The sequence below is a fragment of the uncultured Shewanella sp. genome (assembly GCF_947491715.1).
GTDB lineage: Bacteria > Pseudomonadota > Gammaproteobacteria > Enterobacterales > Shewanellaceae > Shewanella.
On the sequence record NZ_CANLKR010000021.1, the window covers coordinates 48997 to 70869 of the forward strand.

Sequence of the window (21873 nt, forward strand, 5' to 3'; positions counted from 1 at the left end):
TAATTCGATCTTACTTTGTATTCACTACAAGATAAAAGCGATACCTAAGGTTTACCACAAAGCCAAAAAGAAAGACAATAAAAAAATTGTATCATTCGTTGTCTTCTTAACTAATGCTCGTTTAATAGCATTAAGCAAATGAAAGGACAACATACTGCTCACTTCCATATTGCAACTATTCTACATCCCTTAGGATTGGTACTTGCACTCAAATCAGGCAACATACACCACATTAAGTGCAAACCATCACTTAAGCTTCTTCTACAATTCTTTTCATTTCAGTCATATAGCCGCGTAGTTTAGCTCCAACCTGCTCTACTGATGTATTGCGGATCGCTTGGTTAACTTCAATTAAACGCACATTATCAACACCGTTGTTAGTATCACTAAGGCCTGCGCCTAATAGCTCAGACGACATTGCATTAACGTAATCGCGTAGCATAGGCACAGCCGCATGATTGAATAAATAACACCCGTACTCAGCCGTATCAGAAATAACAACGTTCATTTCATATAAACGCTTACGCGCAATCGTATTCGCAATTAATGGCGTTTCATGAAGTGATTCATAATAAGCAGACTCTTCAATAATGCCCGCAGCGACCATAGTATCGAAAGCAAGCTCTACGCCCGCTTTGATCATTGCTACAAGGAAAATACCTTTATCGAAATACGCTTGCTCATCAATATTTTCCTCTGAATCAGGCGCATTTTCAAAGGCTGTTTCATTGGTTTCATTACGCCATTTTAGCAAGTTAGCATCATCATTCGCCCAATCTTCCATCATGGTTTTAGAGAACTCTCCGCCAATGATGTCATCCATGTGTTTTTCAAATAATGGCTTAAGGATCACTTTGAGCTCTTCAGCGGTATCAAATGCTTTGATTTTTGCAGGATTTGACAGCCTATCCATCATGTGAGTGATACCACCATGCTTCAATGCTTCGGTCGTCGTTTCCCAGCCTTGTTGAATGAGTTTTGCGGCATAACCAGGTTCAACACCATCGGCAACCATTTTCTCATAACCTAAAATCGCACCCGTTTGTAGCATGCCACATAAAATGGTTTGCTCCCCCATCAAGTCTGACTTCACTTCCGCAATAAAAGACGAGTGCAACACGCCCGCTCTGTCACCGCCCGTAGCACTGGCATACGCTTTTGCGATATCAAAACCATCACCATTAGGATCATTTTCAGGGTGAACAGCAATCAGAGTCGGCACACCAAATCCACGCTTATACTCTTCGCGTACTTCGGTACCAGGGCACTTAGGGGCAACCATAATTACCGTTAAGTCAGGGCGAATTTGCATGCCTTCTTCAACAATATTAAAACCATGAGAATAAGCAAGCGTCGCATTCTGCTTCATCAATGGCATAACAGAATTAACCGCATCTGTGTGCTGCTTATCAGGTGTTAAGTTAAGCACTAAATCCGCCGCTGGAATTAAGTCTTCTATGGTCCCTACACGGAAACCATTACCTGTGGCCATTTGATATGAGGCTCGCTTTTCACTGATAGCTTGTTGACGTAGTGCAAATGAGATATTCAAACCAGAATCACGCATATTTAAACCTTGGTTTAAACCTTGAGCGCCGCAACCTAATATGACGATGTTCCAGTCTTTGATATAATCACAACCTTCACTGAACTCACTACGATCCATGAAGCGGCACTGGGCCAGCTGTTCTAATTGTTGACGTAAGCTCAGAGAATTAAAATAGTTAGCCATCTGTATACCACCCCATTAAAGGACTAAGGAAATCGATTGGCTCTCTTTAAGCCAAATCGCGATTGACGTCACTATAACGCAAGCTTTTCATTGCTTAAAATGATATATTCGAAACACTGTATTGCATTTTTTGCAACATGGTGTGATGTTTTATATTGGTAAATATAAAGTTAAAAAATGCGCTTCATTCAAGGTTAAATGTTATGGATATTCGTACCATCAAACTCTATCTCCATCTTTGTGATAGCTTACATTTCACAAAAACCGCTCAAGCTATGCATGTGAGTCCTTCGACGTTAAGCCGAACCATGCAACGATTAGAAGAAGAAGTCGGAGCCCAATTATTCAGGCGAGATAATCGCAGCGTCTCACTCACCAATGCTGGTATTGAATATCGCCACTTTGCTGAGCAAACCTTGAATAATTGGGGAAAATTGAAAACAAAAATCGATCCAAAACAAGATTTACTAAGAGGAAGGTTGAACTTATTCTGTTCAGTTACAGCCGCTTACAGTCACTTACCTGGTTTACTTGACCGATTTAGGCGAGAACACCCCTTGGTTGAAATAGCATTGACTACAGGCGATGCGGCTAACGCTATCCATGAAGTCAGCCAAAACCGAACCGATATCGCCATTACCGCTTTACCGGAGCCTTTTCCTGAAAGCTTACATTTCGCCAAAATTGATAATATTCCTCTAACCATCATCGCTCCGACAATCCGTTGTAAAGTACAAGAATTACTCAATGAATCCTATCTTCCATGGGACAGATTACCTTTTATCGTGCCAGAACATGGGCCCGGTCGTATTCGCATCGATAATTGGTTCAGGAAGTTGGGACTCATACCGAATATTTACGCTCAAGTATCGGGTCATGAAGCAATCGCCTCTATGGTGGCGCTGGGTTGCGGCGTAAGCATTACCCCTGAAGTAGTAATAAAAAATAGCCCTGTTCGTGATAGGATCCAGCTCCTTCCTTCACCCATCCCTATTGCACCTTTCGAATTAGGCTGTTGCTGTAAAATAAAACGCCAAAGTGATCCCGTCATCAGTGCATTTTTAAAAACAATTTAAGTTTACACTTAATAAACATACCAGCAGTTTATATATAATCAGTCAACTTAATACTCTAAATAAGCGCAAGACAAAAACAATTTATCTTCAATTACACGTACTCAGCCTAATTAACTTATTAAGGTTAATTAATGTGTATCTCATTAATAATTAATTTGTTTTTAATATCAACGGCCTTATATATACAACCAATGTCTACTATCGATTTGATTTTAAATGGCAATAGGAGAAAAGCTGATTTACACTTTACCATCAAATTATATACCTTTGAAAAAACATGACTCCCGTAAAAACGCCTTTGCTCAAACTCTCTTTTTTGTGTTTATTATTAACAGCCCCCTTTTTAGATGCAACGACCTACTGGGGGATCCCATTATGGGCATGGGGCTCACTTGTACTCAGCATAGTTTATGCACTCATACTCTTTATCGCTCTTGAAAAAGAATGGGATGAGTAAAACCCTTATCATTTATAACTCATTAAAAATAAATAATTAATAATAAATAAACGAGCCGTTTTCTTAACCTCAAATTAAATAGAGTGATGACCGTCATGATGAATAATGCCTTACTCAATTATCCTAGTATGATATTTCTTGTTCTCTATTTAGTTTCATTGATTGGCGTGGGTATTTTAGGCAAGCAAAAAAGCAAAGAAAATACACTTAACGATTTCTATTTAGGCGGAAAAAGTTTTGGCGTCGGCATTTTATTTTTAACCTTATACGCCACTCAATACAGTGGTAATAATCTGATCGGATTTGCCGGATCAGCTTATCGAAATGGTTGGTTTTTCTTGGTCGGCATGACGTTAATGCTGTCCGTCATTGGCGGTTATATGCTTTATGCCCCCAAGTTATTTCGTCTATCACAAAAAAACGATTTCATCACGGTCGGTGATTTCATTACTTTTCGTTATCAAAGCAAATGCCTAACGACTATTGTAGTTATTATTTGCTTAACGGTGTTGGCGGGATACATACTCAGTAACCTAAAAGCCATTGGTTATATTATGGATTATGCTACCGGAGGGCAAATTAGCTTTGCCCAAGGGATCCTCTCCATGGCACTGATCATGGTGATCTATGAAACCTTAGGAGGCATGCGCTCTGTCGCTTGGACCGATGCCATCCAAGGTATTCTGCTTTTAGTCACCATTTTAATTATTTTTACGGTGATCTGGACACAATATGGCTCAGTGCTCGATAATCAAACAGTATTAGAAAGTACAAAAAAACAATTCTTTAAAACACCGACAATGACAGATATAAAGAGTTGGGTCGGCACATTAATCATGGTGTGTTTCGGGGCGGCGGTCTACCCTCAGGCCATACAGCGCATTTATGCCGCAAAAAGCAAAAAAACCCTACAACGTTCTTTACAGTTAATGTTAGTCATGCCATTTCTCACCACACTCCCTATCATCATCATTGCCATAATCGGCGCCGCTCATTTTCCTGACTTAGATAAAGTCACTTCCGATGAAATAATTTTACTCATGCTCTCCAAACTCAATCACATTGCAGGCATGCAATACATCATCACCTTATTCGTCGCCGCCGCCATTGCCGCCATTATGTCTACTGTGGACTCGGCTATGCTCGCCATTGCTTCTTTATTTACACAAGACATTTACCAAGCCTATCGCCCAAAAACGAGCCAAAGAAAATTAATTTATATGGGGAAGATTTTTACTTGGGTACTAATAGCCATTATGGCAGGCTTGGCCATTTACCTCCCCGTTACCCTTTGGTGGTTAATTCAATTAAAACTTGAAATTCTTTGTCAAATAGCCCCCGCGGTCATGCTTGGATTGCATCTGAAACAACTTAAAGCCAGCTCAGTACTTTATGGTCTAACAGTAGGAGTCAGCTTCACGCTGATGTATATGTTTACCCCTTCATTGAACCAGCCATTTGGGTTACCCGCAGGAGTGGTTGGCCTCTTGCTCAATACCCTAGTGGTTAATTTACATCATAAGTTTATTCATCGTTACCGAATGGAAAAAGAGCAAACCTAAACAAAATTTTCAAATATCAAACTATACTGCTAAAGACATTGAATTAAATAATGATGATTAATGCGATCATTTTTTAAAAATAAATTACTGCTTTTGGCAAGCACTTTACTCCTCTTTATTATTGGATATTACAGTTCTGGTTATTTTTTTATCTATAATAACGATGCTTATATTAGTGCCAATGTCGTCAAAATCACGCCAAGTGTGTCAGGCTTAATTACCCAAGTACACATTAAAGATAACCAAGAAGTCAAAAAAGGAGACTTATTGGTTACATTAGATCAAGAGCCCTTCAATATAGCCCTTGAAAATGCCCAAGCACTCGTATCTCAAGCCGTTGCCCAGCAAAATTTACTCAGTACACAACTTAAAGAGGCACAGGCCGAGATCGAAATTAGCCAAGCTCAGGCCAACTTTTCCAAACTCGAATTTGAACGCTATCAGATCCTTCAAAAAAAGAATTCCGTTTCTAAAAACGATCTCGACTCAAAACAAGAAGAATACAACATTGCCATCGCCACACTTGAAAAATCGCAGCTCACTTACCAAGATTTATTAAAAAGAACCCCACTAGAGCAAGCCCTTGTTCAACAACAGCAAGCTGCTTTAAGACAAGCTAAGTACAATCTTAGAATGAGCAAATTATATGCACCTTCCGATGGATATATCAACCACTTGAAAATCTATGCTGGCGACTATGCGAATCAAGCCACTCCTCTTTTCGGTTTTATTGCCAAAGGCAGTGAACACATTATTGCCAATATCAAAGAAAGTAACTTAGTCTCACTTAAACAAGGCACGCTTGTTTGGGTGTACCTATCCAATAATCCATGGAAACTGTATCGAGGACAAATCACCAGCCTTGGTCGAGGTGTTTCTCGCAGTAGCACAGTGCCCGATCCATCTTTACCGTATGTGGAACCCATCACTAATTGGATCCGCTATGAATATCGAATCCCCGTCCGTATAGAGCTCATTAGTTTCCCACATAACAAGCGTCTTCCCGTAGGAATTGATGCCAGAGTGATCATCTTTCAATGAGGAACCTTTAATATGAGCTACCCATGCAAATCATTTCACAAATAAAAAAAGATCTTGAACAACAGATCAAGGATTTCTCTCTCCATTCTCCTCAAACACGGCTGGCTTTACAATCCAGTTTTGCTGTGATTGTTGCGGTTTTCTTAAGTGTATTATTACAAACACAAGAGCCCTACTGGGCTGGTATTTCAGCTTTTATATCAACTCAACCTACAGTAGGAAATACCCTTTCGAAAAGTTTAGAAAGAATGATTGGTACCCTCATTGGCGCAATTACCGCGCTCATCATAGTGTCACTGTTTATTACACAACCTATTATTTTTTCAATCAGTCTTTTTTTGCTCGCCTTTATTGGCATTTATTTCACTGCAACCATTGAAAACAAAACCTATACATGGATGTTCTTTTACATCACAGGGATCATGGTACTTTTAGCGGGGTTAAACAACCCAACACCTGAAAACTTCATTAATATGGCTTTTTTTCGCAGTTTAGAAATCATTATTGGTGTATTCAGTAGTTGTGTAATTAGTCTGTTTTTGACTAATCAATATGCCCATAAACAGTTAACACAATCACTAATAGAACTGCTGACATTAATGATCAGTTTAAATGAAACCAACAAAGACTATATTACACAGACTGTTCAGCAAAGAAAAAAAGAAATACAACAAAAGGTTGAATCTATTCTAGAAGCAATAAGGCATCATCAAATAAAACAAGATCAATTACTGCTCTTTGCACAACATGAGATGAAATCTAAAATAAAACACGCGCAACAAGTGGACTTGATTACCAGCATGAGAGATATCATTTCTCTACTCATGAATATTACCCATCACCATTACCTCAATGACTCTTTAGAAAAAATATTATCCCGCAACCATAATCACCAGACTCAGAAAATTCTATTTCAATTTCAAGATGAACTTTCAGCCATACTGAAAAACATTAAAACCACATTAGAGAATGAACAAGATATCTCTCATGTCGATAAGATGAAAAAAAAACAGCTTCATCAAAGCATAATTAAGATAGATAATAGTCTCAACGATCTCGACAACCAATTATTTAATGAACAAAATATGCATCGATCAAACGATCAGATAAAAAAACAGCACGACACTGATTGTCAACTCACCCGCTATGATTGGCTTCATTCATTAAAATCAATTCAAAACGAAGCCAAACAACTCATCTTTAACCTTGATAGGGATAAACTAAAAACAGACAACCCCCTTCATTTCAATCACCCTAAAAAAAATTATTTTCATTACGACACCTATTACTTTAAACATGCTCTCATAGGTGCAACGGCCATTTTATTTGTTCCTTTTATATGGCTCTATTTTAATTTACCCGGATATTACCAAATAGCGGTATCCATAGCTGTTTGTTTTAATTTATCCAGTGAAACTTCCCGCAATAAAGGTATATTAAGAGTCTTAGGCTGTCTTATCGGTAGTCTGCTAGCAATTTTTATACTTACCCTAAGCATCGACAACTTCACATTCATATTAAGTCTGTTATTTTTTGTGACTTTCTATTTTGGACTCATACATTTCTCAAACACTAAATCTATGAGCCTTGGCACACAAGCAAGTGTTGTTTTTATCATAGGCATAGTCAACCAATTAACACCTATTACTTCGCTTGCTATCCCTATTGAAAGGTTAAGTGGTATTTTTCTAGGTGTGTTAAGTGTCATTATTTTCCAAGCGTTATTTTGGCCTTACCAACAACAAGATAAAATAAAGCACAGCTACACTTCATTACTCACCCACTTTAATCAATATTTAGAGGCCATTTTCTCAAATGTAAACACATCACAGTCCATCGGATTATGGGACACTAAAGGCCAATATAGCCTTTACCATTTGAAACAACATCTGATTAATTTTATGAACTTAGAAAATGAAAACAATCAAGATAGAGCATTAAGGATCATGACTAACACCCAAACACCATTACGTTTTTACTACAGTATTTTTCATTTTTTAATGATAACAAAAGATCGCCGCTACACCCCATTTTTTAACGATCAAGATAACCATAAAAAAAATTTGATAAAGAAAGTCTTTGTGTTATTAGCAGCGCCTATCAATATTGATTCTCCACAAAAAAACACATTAGAATACAATGAGATTGAAACCCAATTAAAAAATTATTTATACCTTCTACATACTTCAAGACGTAACCCTACACAACCCCTTTCAATTTCACCTATAGAAGCCAATGCTTTTTACTTGTCTCTGCTTAATCTGTGTCGTTACAAACATAAATTGATAGAAGAAAACAATCTCATCAAACAGCATGAGCAAACGCTAAGTCAATCTGATAACTCGCTAAAATCTAGGTCAAAACAAACAGAGCCGACAAAATAAAAAACACAATAAATAGACCCTCTTCAAATTTAGAACCTTTACAATGCGTAGGCATCTTTTTAACCCGTTTTTGCTGCTTACTCCCAGTGAATAACTTCATACTGACCTCTCATCAGGTTCAAAATCCGCTTTCTATATCATAATCAATAATGACTATTGATTCACTTCAATCACTTTTTATTCTGTCACAAAATGTGTGTCTAGTTTAAGGTCGACCGACTCCAGAATATGGAACATCAACAGTGTATATTGCACCAGTTAGCATGGATTTAGCGTCGTCAGGATCAAAGGTCTTTGTCGTCATAATAAATAAGGTTTTTCGATCAATGCCTCCTAATACACAAGCCAAAGGATGCACTGCATCAGGCAAACTAATGTTATCCAAATACTCACCTTGTGCACTGATCCGATAAACTAAACAAGACTGACTACACGCCACCCAAATAGCCCCTTGCTCATCAAGGCATATACCATCAGGACAACTGCCATTAGGAAAATGTGCCACTTGCCATTTATGAGATAATTGTCCCTTGTCATCTAAATTAAAGGCACTTAAACAATCTGAAAAGGTTTCCGCTACAAATAAAGTACTGCCGTCAGGGCTTATCGCCATTCCATTTGCCGTGCCGATTTCAGCCACCGCTGTAGTGCAATGTCCGTCTTGATTAAGGTGCTTAATGTTACCAGCACTAGGTGCCTCTCCTTGCATATAATTAAAACTGATATTACCAATGAAAGCATGGCCTCTTCCATCAATAATCATATCATTACTGACAAAGCTCTCGTCATCATGTAAATCAGCCCAGCAATAAAATCGCTTATCATCAATTTTTAGCACTTTATGTTCAAACACGGATACCGCACAAAAATCACCATTAGGCATCCAACCAATACCTGATAATACTCCATCATAGCGTGCTATCAATCTCAGATTGTAATGACGGTCTAACACATGAATTTCCCCTAAAAACACATCAGTAAACCACAATTCACCTTCGTGCCAACGGGGAGATTCAGGGTAACACAAACCATTAGCCACACACTTGACTTGCGCCATAAGAGAGTCCCCCACACTCCACACGATATATTAAGCATAGCTCAAGACAACAAAAATAATAAAAACACTTATTAATCAATAGATAAAAACCTATCAGTATGATAAAAAGAATGAAACGAGTGCTATTTAATCATCAGCAATCAAGGGTGTTAATAAAAAGGTGAAATCACATGAAGTTAATTGGGGAAAAAATCACGCTCAAGCAATATGATGAAAGCGACTGGCCATTAGCATTACATCTCTCAACGGATCCAATGTTGATGAAACATGTGTACGACCCTTTTACAGAAGCAGAGGCGAGAGCCCGTTTTGAAAGCAAACTTTTACCTTGGAATGAAAACAGTGAACATTGGTTGTCTTTGAGTATAAATCATAATAAAACAGGTGAAAAACTGGGAAGCATAGGTCTAAAAATCACTAACCCAGATGCCTCTATCGCCGAAATAGGCTTTATGCTCAAAGCCACAGCTCAAGGGAAAGGCTATGGTTTAGAAGCGCTTTTCCTCATGCGCGATCATGCCTTTAATCGCTTAAAACTGAATAAACTTAGCGCAACCTGCGCCGTTAACAATATAGACTCTTATAAAATGCTAGAAAAAGCAGGCTTTATACGAGAAGGGCATTTAAAGCAAAACGCCATCATTGGCGGCCAATATGTTGATGACTATTTATATGGACTCTGCTCTACTGATTTGAGCCTAAATCAGGTAGAAACAAATCAGTAATGAAACAAAAAGGTGAGGCCAGTATGACCTAAGCTTCACCATCCTTTGCTAGATTTTATCTGCAAGCTAAGCACTGGCCACTCTAGATTGTGATTTAAATAACGACTCATATCCCGGCTTAGGGATATGTGGCACTAATAAAGCGAGTCCAAGAGACATCACAGCCATCCCTGCACCGATATAAAACACGAAAGCTGGACTTATCATCCAGACCATACCAAGAAAAACCGGTAAGATAACGGCCGCAATATGATTAATGGTAAATGAAACACCAGACGTTGAAGCAATATCTTCAGGTGATGCAATTTTTTGAAAGTAAGTCTTAGTCGCAATCGCCATGGCGAAGAAAATATTATCAATGACATATAAACTCGATGCGACCCAATGATTGTCTACTAACCCATAAGCAATAAAAACAACAATTAAACCAACATACTCAACTAATAATACATTTCTCTCACCAAAATGCCCCACAAAACGGCCAATTTTAGGGGCTAACCATACCGTTGCAATTTGATTAATGATAAATAACATAGCCATATTTTCTACCGAAAATCCAAACTTCTCCACCATCAAAAAGCCTGCAAACACCACAAATATTTGCCTACGAGCCCCGCTCATAAATACTAAGGCATAATAAAGCCAATAGCGCTTTCTCAATACTAAATGCTTATGTTGAACTGACTTTTGCGGCAATAATGGAAAACGAATAAATAAGTAAGATGCCATTGCACAGCCTAATATTCCCGCGATTAAATACACCAACCAATAAGGCACTTGTAAAAATTCCATGGCACACCAAATAATACTAAAGGTAACTAAAGCCGCCATCGCCGTTTTACTCAGTATTTTCCCCATCACCGCGGGCGCTTCTTTTTTTCCTAGCCACTGAATTTGCAGTGAAGTATTAATGGTTTCAAAATAATGAAAACCTATAGACATCACAATGGTCGTCGCATATAAACCATAACTGGTTGGAAAGAAGCCGGTTAGACCAACGCCAATTGATAGTATTGCGAGAGACATTACGGCCAAGTATTGCTCTTTTAATAATAACAATAAAAACACAGCGCCAAAGGCAAGAAAGCCTGGAATTTCACGCAATGTTTGTAAGATACCAATTTCTGTTCCTTTAAAACTGGCCAGCTCAACACTAAAGTTATTCAACAATGCCTGCCAAACAGAAAAAGTAATCGCCACACAAATGGCACTGATCAACAAAAATTGCTGAGCGCGTTGATCCTGTAAAAGGCTCTCTTGAGGCTGACTCTTGTCCCTATGTTTCATTTCAATTCCTAAGTTGTAAGATAATAGTAGGCAGTCTACTGGGAAATAAAGTGGCAAACTTCACTAATTATGACGTATTATTTATCAATTACGCCAAATTTTGTCCGCTTATTTTGGTTCACAATAAGGAATTTTCACCAAATGACTCCCTCCCCCTTTAAGCTTAAAAAAAAGATGCAACATCCTATGGAAGGGATCTTAGCCAGTCATAAAGCCAATACCATTGGTACCCCGCATCACCATACTTGGTGTCAATTACAATATGCCATCAAAGGAACAATGAATATCATCGCGGGAAATCAAAGTTTTGTTATTCCACCTCAAAGGGCCGTTTGGCTACCGAAGTATGTCACGCATCAAGTCAATAATTTATCTAAGGTCGCGTATCGTAGCTTACATATTAGTGATGACTTAGGTGAAGAAATAGGTAACAAAGTCAAAGTTATTGAAGTTTCTGAATTTTTAAAAGAATTGATAATTAGAGGCTGTAATGCATGGCAATCCACATACACTCCAACCCATGTAGACAATGCCATGATGACCTTAATCATTGAAGAAATACGCCATGCAACCGAAAGTCCGTTATATTTACCTTGGCCAAGCGATCCTAGGTTAAAAAGGATCTGTCAAATATTACAGAATAATCCAGCAGATAATCGAACCTTACCTGAGTTAGCACAATTATCAGGGGCCTCTGTTCGAACACTTAACCGTATCTTTATTAAAGAATGCCAATTGGGCTTTAGTGATTGGCGACAAAAACTACGTGTACTGACTGGGCTTGAACGATTACAAACCAACGCATCCATTACCCAAATTGCACTCGATCTTGGCTACAGCTCCAGTTCCACTTTTATTCAAGTGTTTAAAAAACATTTACATGCTTCACCTAAAAGTTACCTAAAACATTTGTCATAAAATAATTGCTTTTTCTACATTAAAACCATCATTATGTGACAGATAAAAAAACAGAGGAACTGTCATGCAGTATTTGTGTATGCTTTGCCAAACCACTTATCTTGCCACACCCACACGTATAAAATGTGATTGTGGTGGTGCCCTCTGGCTGAAAAATGATAGTTTGAAATTAAATAAGCAAGATATTGTTCAGCATGACTTTACTCTTTGGCGCTACAGTAAAGCCTACCCCATCACAAGAGCTGATGTGAAGGTGTCTTTTAACGAAACTCTCACCCCGATGCCGAAACTGCTTTGGAATAATATCCCCATTTTCGCGAAAATGGACTCCTTAATGCCCACAGGCTCATTTAAAGCAAGGGGCGCCGCCATGGTCATTAATACATTAGTGGATCAAGGCATAAATTGCTTCGCAGAAGATTCCAGTGGTAATGGTGGATCAGCTTATGCAGGTTATTGTGCCAAGGGCAATTTGACACTGAATGTATTCCTTCCCGCAGGAACAGCGGCAGGAAAAATTGTACAGACAAAAATGTATGGCGCCAACTGCATCGAAATTGATGGCACAAGAGAAGATGTGGCCAATGCCGCAATAAATAGCTTGCAAACTCACGGTAGCTATTATGTCGGCCATAATTGGCACCCCTTATTCATTGAAGGCGTAAAGTCTATCGCTTATGAAATTTGGGAGCAGAATAATTATCAGGCCCCCGATAATTTTATCGCCCCAGCAGGAAATGGTAGTTTGATTGCTGGTGCCTATATCGGTTTCAATGAACTCTTCAGGGCGGGTGAAATAAGTACAATGCCAAGATTATTCGGCGTTCAATCCGCAGCAATCAACCCTTTCGTCAAACAATTTAATGACGACGATTCGCCAATAAAGCCTAAAAATACCATAGCAGAAGGGATCCGCATTGTTCGCTCTTCCCGTATAACAGAAATCATTCAATTTGTCCGTCACACACAAGGCCAATTTATTGATGTAACCGATGAACAAATCAAACAAGCCTTAATAAAAATGGGACAAAAAGGCTTCTTCATTGAACCGACCTCTGCTACCGCCTTTGCCGGAATAAGTAAGCTCATCGAAAAAAAGATTATCAAACCCAACCAGAAAACCGTTGCAGTCATAACCGGTCATGGCTTAAAAGCCACAGAGCAAATACAAAAATTAGCAAAAACCCCTATTGAATAAACTGTGCAACAGCACGATTAAATTTATCCGGATTCTCAATAAAGGTGAAATGCTTTCCCCCTTCTTCCACTTCGAAAATAACCAGTTGAGAATCCTTAATGGTTTGATTCATCCATTCTTGGGAACTGACTGGCGTGGGGCTCCCTCGACCTACGATAATTAAAGTCGGTAAATGAATACGCGGAATGACATCACGACAATCTTGATGAAATTCATTATAAAGTAATACCGCAGCTTCAGGATTTGAAACATCACAACTGGTATCAATCAACATATGTGCATCTTCCGTCGAAATATTTTGCGTGATCTGTCGATGCAGTAAAATGGTTTTCGCTGTATTCACTTTCTCACTTAATAATACATTCACAAAACCCACAGACGAAGCTGAATCGACAAATGATCCGTAATGAGCCACCTCTTTTGGTGACCAACTCGGATTTGACGTTAACACAGGAATTTTATCCACCAAAATCAGTTTTGCCAATCGCTCATCACCAAAAAGCTCCCAATAACAACAGATAACTGCAGCACCTGATGCATGTCCAAGCACCACGACTTGGTTTAAACCTAAATAGCACAGCAATTCATTCACATCTTTAGCTAATCGATAAATTTTAAAACCATAAGAGACTTTTTCAGACAAGCCATGTCCTCTCATATCCAGAGCAATAACGCGACAATGATGACTTAATTCTTCAATTTGATACTTGTATTGCTCACTACTTTGAGACCAACCGTGCAATAAAATCAATGGTATGCCGCAACCTTTATCGATATAATGCAACCTTACGTTATCATTGGTCGTAAAATAGTGATGCTCTAAAAATGAGGAATGCATATTAACCTCTTAGGCATCAACGGATGCTTCTTAATTAAAATCATCCATAATTCAATGGGGCTCCATGACATTATCAGAGGTATAAAAAAGTCACGATCTGAAGGAAGAATAGTTTGCGATCTCATCTTCACATTCTCTGCTGTCGCCCTTGAATAAAATCATCCACAACGCGATTAAACTTTTTAGGGTTTTCAATGAATGAAAAGTGATTCCCACCTTCTTCTTTTTCAAAAACCACTAATTGAGAATCTTTAATTTGTTGATGGATCCATTCTTGGGATGCCACCGACACTAGACTGGCTCTGCCTACAATCAATAAAGTGGGAAGTGAAATTCTAGGTAATAAATCACGCCAGTCTTGATGGGCATTACTGTAAAAAAGAGTCGCAGACTCTCTATTGGGAACTCGAAAACTCGCCGCTAAAATTAACTCTCTTTCCTCTTTATTAAGTGTTTGTGAAAAAAGTGAGTGTACAAAATGATATTTATACTTTTCACCTTCCTCCCCTGCAAGTTGATTCGTTATATCAATTGCAGACTGAGGGTCTAAGATAGCGCCGTATTGCGTCTTTTCTTCTAGTGTCCACGCCGAATTAATTACAGTCGCAGCAGACTTATCGACGAGTACTAATTTAGCTAGTCGATGGGAGCCGAATAAATCCCAATAACAATAAACAACAGTTGCACTCACTGCATGCCCAACTAAGATAACTTGATCGAGTAAAAGATGCTCTAACAGATCATGTACATCCTTTGCAAAGCGATATACTTTATAACCGTAGTCAACAAATTCAGACTCACCATGCCCTCGCATATCAATTGCAATAGTTCGATACTTTTGACTTAATGCCTCTATTTGATGCCGGTATTGAACAGTACTCATGGTCCAACTTGGGATCATAACAATGGCTTGGCCTTGTCCCTTATCAACATAGTGTAATGTCACATTATCACTGGTTTTAAAATAGTGACTATCATGTTTTGAAACAAGCATACTGACAGCCTAAAAGCTAGAAAACATGTTACTTATTATAACATTTTAGCCATGAGTTTAAGCGATAAATTGTAAAGTTATATGTGTATATCACTTTAATCGAAATAAGCATAAACATAAGAGTGCTTAAAAAATTAAAGTCTCTATTTCGAAAAATTAATGACTTAGTCAAAGCGCTCCACACCCCGCCCTGCAATAGAACATATACTCAAAGCAAGAAACAGCAACTACACTCTACAAAACCCTTAGCCTTAATATAGAGATCACTTTATGGCAATTGCTTGTGTCAAAACAAGAGCAAATAAAGGCGTGGACGCCCCCTCTGTAACAGTTGAAGTGCATTTAAGTAACGGCTTACCAGCATTTAATTTGGTGGGATTACCAGAAACCTCTGTAAAAGAGTCTAAAGAAAGAGTGCGAAGCGCCATCATCAACACAGGTTTTGAATTTCCAGTCCGTCGTATAACAGTTAATTTGGCCCCTGCCGATCTTCCTAAGCAAGGAGGTCGCTATGATCTCCCCATCGCTATCGGCATTTTGGCTGCATCTGGACAAATACCTCATGGATCCATAACATCTCTTGAATTTATTGGTGAACTGGCACTGTCAGGCCATATTCGTCATTGCCAAGGTCTTATTCCTGTTATTGTTTCAGCTCAAAAACAACAAGTTGGCATTATACTTCCTACAGATAATCAAGACGATGCCGTTTTAGTGGGTTATACAAACGTACATTTTGCCAATACACTGCAATCACTTTGTGCTTTTTTACATGGACAAACTCGCCTCCCCAGTATCGGAAGTGATGTTCATTGGCAAGATCCCCCCTCTCAACACTCAGCAAACAATGTTGGCTGCTTAAGTGATATTCTTGGTCAGCAACAAGCAAAATTAGGCCTAGAAATTGCTGCGGCCGGTGATCATAATTTATTAATGATGGGGCCTCCTGGTACAGGTAAAACCATGTTAGCCAGTAGGATCTTAGGTATCTTACCAAACTTAAATTATCAAGAAGCCCTAGAAGTCGCGACCTTATACTCAGTCGCTGGCCAAACGATAGAAAAAAACACATTTTTCTCACGAAAGTTTCGTAATCCTCATCATACGAGTTCCGCAATCTCCCTCATTGGCGGTGGCAGTATTCCTCAACCGGGCGAAATATCATTGGCTCATAAAGGCGTATTATTTTTAGACGAAATTGCCGAATTCCCTCGTAAAGTGCTAGATTGCCTCAGAGAACCCATGGAAACAGGTGAAATAGTCATTTCACGCGCGGCGGCCAAACTGACCTATGCCAGCCAGTTTCAGCTCATTGCAGCAATGAACCCTAGTCCTTGCGGTGATATCAACAACCCAAGAGCAAATCCAGATCAAATATTACGATATTTATCTCGTTTATCAGGCCCTTTTCTAGATAGATTTGATTTATCATTGGATGTACCTAAATTACCTGTCGGTGCTTTAAACAGCCCCCATTCTCAACAAGAAACCAGTCAAACCATTGCCATTCGCGTAAAAAAAGCCCGCGAAATACAACTTGAACGTTCGGGAGTGCTCAACAGTGAACTCACTGGCACCCAACTCAAGAAAACTAACTGGTTTCATCCTGCCGATTTGATTTATTTGGAGGAAATACTCAATAAACTAGGATTATCCGTAAGGAGTTATCATAAAATACAAAGGGTTGCTAGAACAATTGCTGATTTAAAGCATGCCAAAAACATCGATCGCTCTCATATCGCCCAAGCCTTGAGCTATCGAGCCATCGATAAATTGTTTAACACTTTAAAAGCATATTAATCCATGACACAAGAGGGTACTACTCATGACTCAAGGATAGAACATCAAATAAACCAATTCACTCATCAAAGCTCAATATTTAGCCAGATTTACATTTCATGATTGAGCCTAAGAGCGAGTACGAGTACCATAGGTCTCTAATTTTTATCGAGGCAATGTTTAATGGGTTCGTTCGTATCAGGGATCACTGGCTGTTTGGCTTTTTTGTTATATACACTCAATACACTTTTCTGGGTCGGACCAATCCTTATCATCAGTTTAATCAAGCTCATTCCGATCCCATTCCTACGCAAGACTTGTACTTACTTCATCGATTTTTCAGCCAGCTCTTGGATAAGTGTCAATGGCGTTATTGAAAAAATCTTCCACCCTGTAAAAATCCGCCTGGAATGTGAGCAACCTCTGAGCACCAAAGAGTGGTATATGGTTATAGCAAATCATCAATCTTGGGTCGATATCCTGATTTTGCAACGTATATTGAACCATCGAATCCCTTTTTTAAAATTCTTCTTAAAACAAGAGCTCATTTTTGTTCCTGTACTGGGTTTAGCATGGTGGGCTCTGGATTTTCCTTTTATGAAGCGATACAGCCCGTCTCAATTAAAGAAAAATCCAAAATTGAAAGGCAAAGATATTGAGATCACCAAAAAGGCCTGTTCAAAATTTAAAACTAAACCTGTCAGTGTGATGAATTTTGTCGAAGGAACCCGTTTTCAAACAAGTAAACATACAAAACAAGCCTCACCCTATACTCATTTACTCAAACCAAAAGCAGGCGGTATGGCTTTCGCTCTTTCTGCTATGGGTGAGCACATCCATAAGTTAGTCGATGTGACTATTTATTATCCTGAAGGCAGTCCCACATATTGGGAATATATCTCAGGCAAAGTTAAACAAGTCAATGTTCATATCAAGGTCACAGATATCGACAGTAAAATGCGTGGCGATTATACCAAAGATCGTCAATTTAAGATTGATTTTCAAGCTGAACTGAATAAAATCTGGAAGAGAAAAGATGAACAATTAACCATTATGTCCCAACAAGAGACCCCGAATAAAGAGGTGCTATAATCAATGCTTAACTTTTTACCCGGCCCACTTCTATATTTAATAAGTGCTGTATTATTAATCATTAATACAACCATTTGGAGCAGCCTTATTTGTATAGGAGGACTCATTAAACTGATTCTTCCATTCACTTCTGGACGTGTTTTTATCACGAAGATAATGAATCGATTTATGTGGTCTTGGGCCACCTGCAATGGCGGTATTTTATTTCTACTCGCTAATATTGAGTGGGATATTGAAGGGTTAGAAAGTTTAGATAAAGACGCTTGGTATTTATTAATTAGTAACCATTTAAGTGGATTTGACATTGCGGTTCAAACATACATATTGCGTAATAACATTCCTATGCTTAAGTTTTTCCTTAAGAAAGAATTATTGTTTGTGCCATTATTGGGAATGGGTTGCTGGGCTTTAGACATGCCATTTATGAATCGATCTAGTCCCCGCCAATTAAAGAAAAACCCTAAATTGAAAGGAAAAGATTTAGAAACAACACGGCGGGCATGCAAAAAGTTTCGTCATATTCCCACCTCTATCATCAATTATGTCGAAGGCTCTCGCTTTACTGAGCAAAAAAGAGCACGCCAAAACTCACCTTATCGACATTTATTAAAGCCTAAAGCCGGCGGGATAGCATTTACGCTAAGCGCAATGGGAGAGCAATTTACCAATGTGCTCGATATGACACTCTTGTACCCAGAAGCGATTAATAAAAACGCTTTAGTTGAAGTCATGCATGGCCGAATTAAAAAAATTACCATCCGCATTCGTGTTTTACCCGTACCACAAGTGGACGATAAACGTTACTTTTCAGAGCCTCAATATCGAGTAGAATTTCAACGCTGGCTCAATCAAGTATGGGTAGAAAAAGATGAAATATTGCACCAATTAATCAATGACCATCAAAACTTTTTAGCAAGTAATGGTAAACCAGTAGAGAATCAATAAAAGTTAAAAAGCCTTCATCGGCGAAGGCTTTTTTACGGACGTCTATTCAGTACTATTTTTCTTTTCTAGCCACTTTAACAAGCCAATCTTTTGGGCCTTGAATATTGCCTTTTTGAATATCGGTTAATACCTTGTAGATCCGTTTAGTGTGCTCGCCAACACAACCATCACCCACAGTCAATATTCGCCTATCTTCAAAAATATAAGAACCTACAGGTGCCACCACCGCGGCAGTGCCAAAACCGCCCGCTTCGATAATCTCACCAGATTCAATATCTTGAATAAATTGATCCAGCATGACCGTTTCTTGCCTAACGTCACACCCTAATAAGCAACCTAACTCTAAAATAGACTCTGATGTAATTGATTTTAAAATTGTATCAGTGAAAGTGGGGATAATCACAGTGCCGTCTTTTAATATATGAAAGTGATTCATTGCCCCCACTTCTTCTATTTGCTGGTTATTGGCATCTAAATAAAGCACTTGAGCCGCACCATATTCAGCGGCGACTTTGCCCGCTTTCAAAGAAGCGGCATAATTACCTGAGGCTTTCGATGCACCAATCCCTCCCGATACCGCACGATGAAAACGTTCACTGATCAATAAACGAATAGCTTGATTAAAACCTGCTTTATAATAAGGACCACTCGGGCTTAAAATCACACAAAACGTGTATTGCTCACTGGGTGAAACGGATAAACGATCTTCTGTTGCAAAAATAAAAGGACGAATATATAAACAAGCATCATCTTGTATGGGAAACCATAATCTATCCACATCAATTAATGCTTCAATGCCTTCACGTTGCATTGCTTCAGGCACACCTTGCATACATAAGATATCCGCAGAACGATTTAATCGCTGCGCATTTTTATCCAGTCTAAATGTATAAATTTCACCATCTTGATGACGAAATGCTTTCGCCCCCTCAAATACAGATTGACCATAATGCAATGCTATCGCACCTGGTGCGACTTCAAATGGCGCATAAGGCACGACTCGAGGATTGATCCATTGCCCATCCCTAAAATCCATCAAAAACATATGATCGGTTCTTAGTTCACCAAAACCGACATTATCTTTAGGCTCAAATGCCACGTGTCGACGCTCATCGCTTGACTTTAAATTGTAACTTATTTGCATGAAATACCACCTTAATCAATGTGACGCAGACTATGGAGCCTCAAGCCTAAAGTCAAGTATAAAGCATCACTCTGCACTTTCTTTTGTGAATAAATGAAATAGAATATCAGAGAAATAACATCATTAAGTAGCTAACATCATTCTATATTCACGCCACAAAGGTTAAACCGGGATAAACACGAAATTAACATAGAAATACATTTAAAACTCAACTAATTAAGGTATGCAAAAAACATTAAAATTCAATAAGTAACTATGTTCAGTCATTATTCAGCTTATCTCTCCTATGATGTTTCGAGAAAAAATTTCTTATAATATAGCGGAGTCAATGATGAAAACGAAATCTCTTGTTTTAGCATCTGTAGTTGCAGCAACGCTTTCAATTCCAGCCATGGCAGCCGATAATTTCGTCGGGGCAGCTTATGGTAACCAACAAAATGATTATGACGTAGGGAGTGGTTATTCAAAAGATGTAAATAATCCTACTTACCAACTGCGTGCAGGTACGTATATCAACAAAGAAGCACGTCTATATTTGACCTATTCTTTTAATGATGATGATTTTGCAAAGCAACAAATGGGACTTGTCTCTTATGACTTCCTTATCCCAGTGACAAGCGACCAAAAACTAAACTGGTTTGTGGGTGCAACAGCAGGTATGAACCACATTAGTCCTGATACTTCTTACCTTGATTCAGCTAATCGATTTGTCTGGGGTGGCCAAACTGGGCTGCAATATAAGCTTAATCCTAAGTTAAGTACAGAAGTCGGTTACCGCTACTTGAAGCAGGATTACTCTAAAGGCTCTTTCTCTTTAGATAATTCACAACAAGTTTATCTCGGTGTTGATTATCGCTTCTAAAAAGTCAATCACAGAAAAAACCCCTTGAAAGGGGTTTTTTTTTGCATAAAAATACCAAAGGTAAGCACCTTTTATCTCACGGATTAAGTCTTTGAAAAGATAATGTGGAAATAACCACTGTAAAATACAAAATTAGTGCAATTTATTGATTTTTTTTTCATCACTTGAAAGAATTGGCTATTCACTACGCCTGTCGCACTGCTAGAATCAGTATTTGTAATCTTGACACAAAAGGAACTCCCATGAGCCTTGAATTATTATCAAAACTAGAAACTAAAATCCAGACTGCGCTTGAAACCATTGAATTATTGAAAATGGAGCTTGAAGAAGAAAGACAATCGAGTAAATCATTAATAGAGAAAAACCAACATTTACAGCAAGAGCTCACTTCTTGGAATGAAAAAGTGACCGGATTAGTTGGTTTACTCAATGAAGAGGTTAGCTAATTATTAGCTTGCTTGTGCTTCAAGGTTTTGCGACTCAATTAGCTCATTGAGTTCATTAATCGCCTGCTGAACACTTGGCAGGCTTTTCTTTGGAAATAAGACCTTCCCCTTTGCAAACTCTAGCCTTCCTAATCCCCTAACCCAAATTGATCCTTTTAAGAATATTCGTACGTGTTTAACAATCAATTTTGGTGCATAAACGGGAAATACTCTCATAAAGCGCCTCCTATAATGATTTTAACATTAACACATTTCAAAAAATCCAAAACATACTGACTCATTTTGAATATGGCTTAACTCCCTTCTCATTCTTTCGACCATAACAATAGAAGTAGA

At 38.5% G+C, this 21873-nt stretch carries 20 protein-coding genes; 13 read left to right on the forward strand and 7 right to left on the reverse strand.

Going from position 1 to position 21873, the window contains the following annotated elements; translation table 11 throughout:
- Positions 1-250: 250 nt before the first annotated feature.
- On the reverse strand, positions 251-1732 hold the full coding sequence (ilvC, locus tag Q0779_RS14750) for a ketol-acid reductoisomerase (RefSeq protein WP_298773642.1): 1482 nt from the start codon (positions 1730-1732) through the stop codon (positions 251-253).
- 203 nt (positions 1733-1935) lie between these two features.
- On the opposite strand from ilvC, the gene ilvY reads away from it, so the two are divergent.
- The 5 genes from ilvY (at position 1936) to Q0779_RS14775 (ending at position 8252) form a co-directional block, all read left to right on the forward strand.
- Positions 1936-2808 (forward strand): HTH-type transcriptional activator IlvY, encoded by an 873-nt coding sequence (ilvY, locus tag Q0779_RS14755; RefSeq protein ID WP_298773643.1) that lies wholly within the window; start codon positions 1936-1938, stop codon positions 2806-2808.
- Between the two features lie 277 nt (positions 2809-3085).
- Positions 3086-3265 (forward strand): hypothetical protein, encoded by a 180-nt coding sequence (locus Q0779_RS14760; protein ID WP_298773644.1) that lies wholly within the window; start codon positions 3086-3088, stop codon positions 3263-3265.
- Between the two features lie 95 nt (positions 3266-3360).
- Positions 3361-4827, forward strand: a complete 1467-nt coding sequence (locus Q0779_RS14765; RefSeq protein WP_298773645.1) for a sodium:solute symporter family protein — start codon at positions 3361-3363, stop codon at positions 4825-4827.
- A 60-nt stretch (positions 4828-4887) separates the two neighbouring features.
- The gene (locus Q0779_RS14770) at positions 4888-5868 is read left to right on the forward strand and encodes an HlyD family secretion protein (RefSeq protein WP_298773646.1); all 981 of its coding nucleotides are present in this window, start codon (positions 4888-4890) and stop codon (positions 5866-5868) included.
- A 23-nt stretch (positions 5869-5891) separates the two neighbouring features.
- Positions 5892-8252, forward strand: coding sequence for an FUSC family protein (locus Q0779_RS14775; RefSeq protein WP_298773647.1), 2361 nt, complete (start codon positions 5892-5894; stop codon positions 8250-8252).
- A gap of 205 nt (positions 8253-8457) precedes the next feature.
- Here Q0779_RS14775 and Q0779_RS14780 read toward each other — a convergent pair whose 3' ends face one another.
- Positions 8458-9309 carry an SMP-30/gluconolactonase/LRE family protein gene (locus Q0779_RS14780; RefSeq protein WP_298773648.1) on the reverse strand — a complete coding sequence of 284 codons (852 nt, stop codon included), beginning with the start codon at positions 9307-9309 and terminating at the stop codon, positions 8458-8460.
- A gap of 170 nt (positions 9310-9479) precedes the next feature.
- On the opposite strand from Q0779_RS14780, the gene Q0779_RS14785 reads away from it, so the two are divergent.
- A complete protein-coding gene (locus Q0779_RS14785; RefSeq protein ID WP_298773650.1) occupies positions 9480-10034 on the forward strand; it encodes a GNAT family protein in 555 nt (184 codons plus the stop codon).
- Between the two features lie 66 nt (positions 10035-10100).
- Here Q0779_RS14785 and Q0779_RS14790 read toward each other — a convergent pair whose 3' ends face one another.
- Positions 10101-11321, reverse strand: a complete 1221-nt coding sequence (locus Q0779_RS14790; protein ID WP_298773651.1) for an MFS transporter — start codon at positions 11319-11321, stop codon at positions 10101-10103.
- A 141-nt stretch (positions 11322-11462) separates the two neighbouring features.
- Between Q0779_RS14790 and Q0779_RS14795 the strand changes: the two genes are divergently transcribed.
- Both Q0779_RS14795 and Q0779_RS14800 read left to right on the forward strand, forming a co-directional pair.
- The gene (locus Q0779_RS14795) at positions 11463-12239 is read left to right on the forward strand and encodes a helix-turn-helix transcriptional regulator (protein WP_298773652.1); all 777 of its coding nucleotides are present in this window, start codon (positions 11463-11465) and stop codon (positions 12237-12239) included.
- 64 nt (positions 12240-12303) lie between these two features.
- Positions 12304-13437: a threonine synthase gene (locus Q0779_RS14800; RefSeq protein WP_298773653.1), complete on the forward strand. Its 1134-nt coding sequence runs from the start codon at positions 12304-12306 to the stop codon at positions 13435-13437.
- Here Q0779_RS14800 and Q0779_RS14805 read toward each other — a convergent pair.
- Entirely contained in the window at positions 13427-14275 is an 849-nt protein-coding gene (locus tag Q0779_RS14805) for an alpha/beta hydrolase (protein WP_298773654.1), read from the reverse strand. The two genes, Q0779_RS14800 and Q0779_RS14805, sit on opposite strands and share 11 nt — an antisense overlap.
- Before the next feature lie 127 nt (positions 14276-14402).
- Entirely contained in the window at positions 14403-15269 is an 867-nt protein-coding gene (locus Q0779_RS14810) for an alpha/beta hydrolase (protein ID WP_298773655.1), read from the reverse strand.
- A gap of 270 nt (positions 15270-15539) precedes the next feature.
- Here Q0779_RS14810 and Q0779_RS14815 point away from each other — a divergent pair, with 270 nt between their 5' ends.
- The 3 genes from Q0779_RS14815 (at position 15540) to Q0779_RS14825 (ending at position 19085) form a co-directional block, all read left to right on the forward strand.
- Positions 15540-17069 (forward strand): YifB family Mg chelatase-like AAA ATPase, encoded by a 1530-nt coding sequence (locus tag Q0779_RS14815; RefSeq protein ID WP_298773657.1) that lies wholly within the window; start codon positions 15540-15542, stop codon positions 17067-17069.
- Positions 17070-17231: 162 nt separating this feature from the next.
- Complete coding sequence (locus tag Q0779_RS14820) at positions 17232-18140, forward strand: acyltransferase (RefSeq protein ID WP_298773658.1); 909 nt, start codon at positions 17232-17234, stop codon at positions 18138-18140.
- A gap of 3 nt (positions 18141-18143) precedes the next feature.
- Positions 18144-19085, forward strand: coding sequence for an acyltransferase (locus Q0779_RS14825; RefSeq protein WP_298773659.1), 942 nt, complete (start codon positions 18144-18146; stop codon positions 19083-19085).
- 52 nt (positions 19086-19137) lie between these two features.
- Here the strand turns inward: Q0779_RS14825 and Q0779_RS14830 are convergent, their stop codons facing one another.
- Positions 19138-20229, reverse strand: a complete 1092-nt coding sequence (locus Q0779_RS14830; protein WP_298773660.1) for a branched-chain amino acid aminotransferase — start codon at positions 20227-20229, stop codon at positions 19138-19140.
- Between the two features lie 331 nt (positions 20230-20560).
- Between Q0779_RS14830 and Q0779_RS14835 the strand changes: the two genes are divergently transcribed.
- Both Q0779_RS14835 and Q0779_RS14840 read left to right on the forward strand, forming a co-directional pair.
- Positions 20561-21091, forward strand: a complete 531-nt coding sequence (locus Q0779_RS14835) for an outer membrane beta-barrel protein (RefSeq protein WP_298773661.1) — start codon at positions 20561-20563, stop codon at positions 21089-21091.
- 242 nt (positions 21092-21333) lie between these two features.
- Positions 21334-21537 carry a cell division protein ZapB gene (locus tag Q0779_RS14840; RefSeq protein WP_298773662.1) on the forward strand — a complete coding sequence of 68 codons (204 nt, stop codon included), beginning with the start codon at positions 21334-21336 and terminating at the stop codon, positions 21535-21537.
- A gap of 3 nt (positions 21538-21540) precedes the next feature.
- Here Q0779_RS14840 and Q0779_RS14845 read toward each other — a convergent pair whose 3' ends face one another.
- Positions 21541-21753 (reverse strand): DUF1107 domain-containing protein, encoded by a 213-nt coding sequence (locus tag Q0779_RS14845; protein WP_298773663.1) that lies wholly within the window; start codon positions 21751-21753, stop codon positions 21541-21543.
- Positions 21754-21873 lie beyond the last annotated feature (120 nt).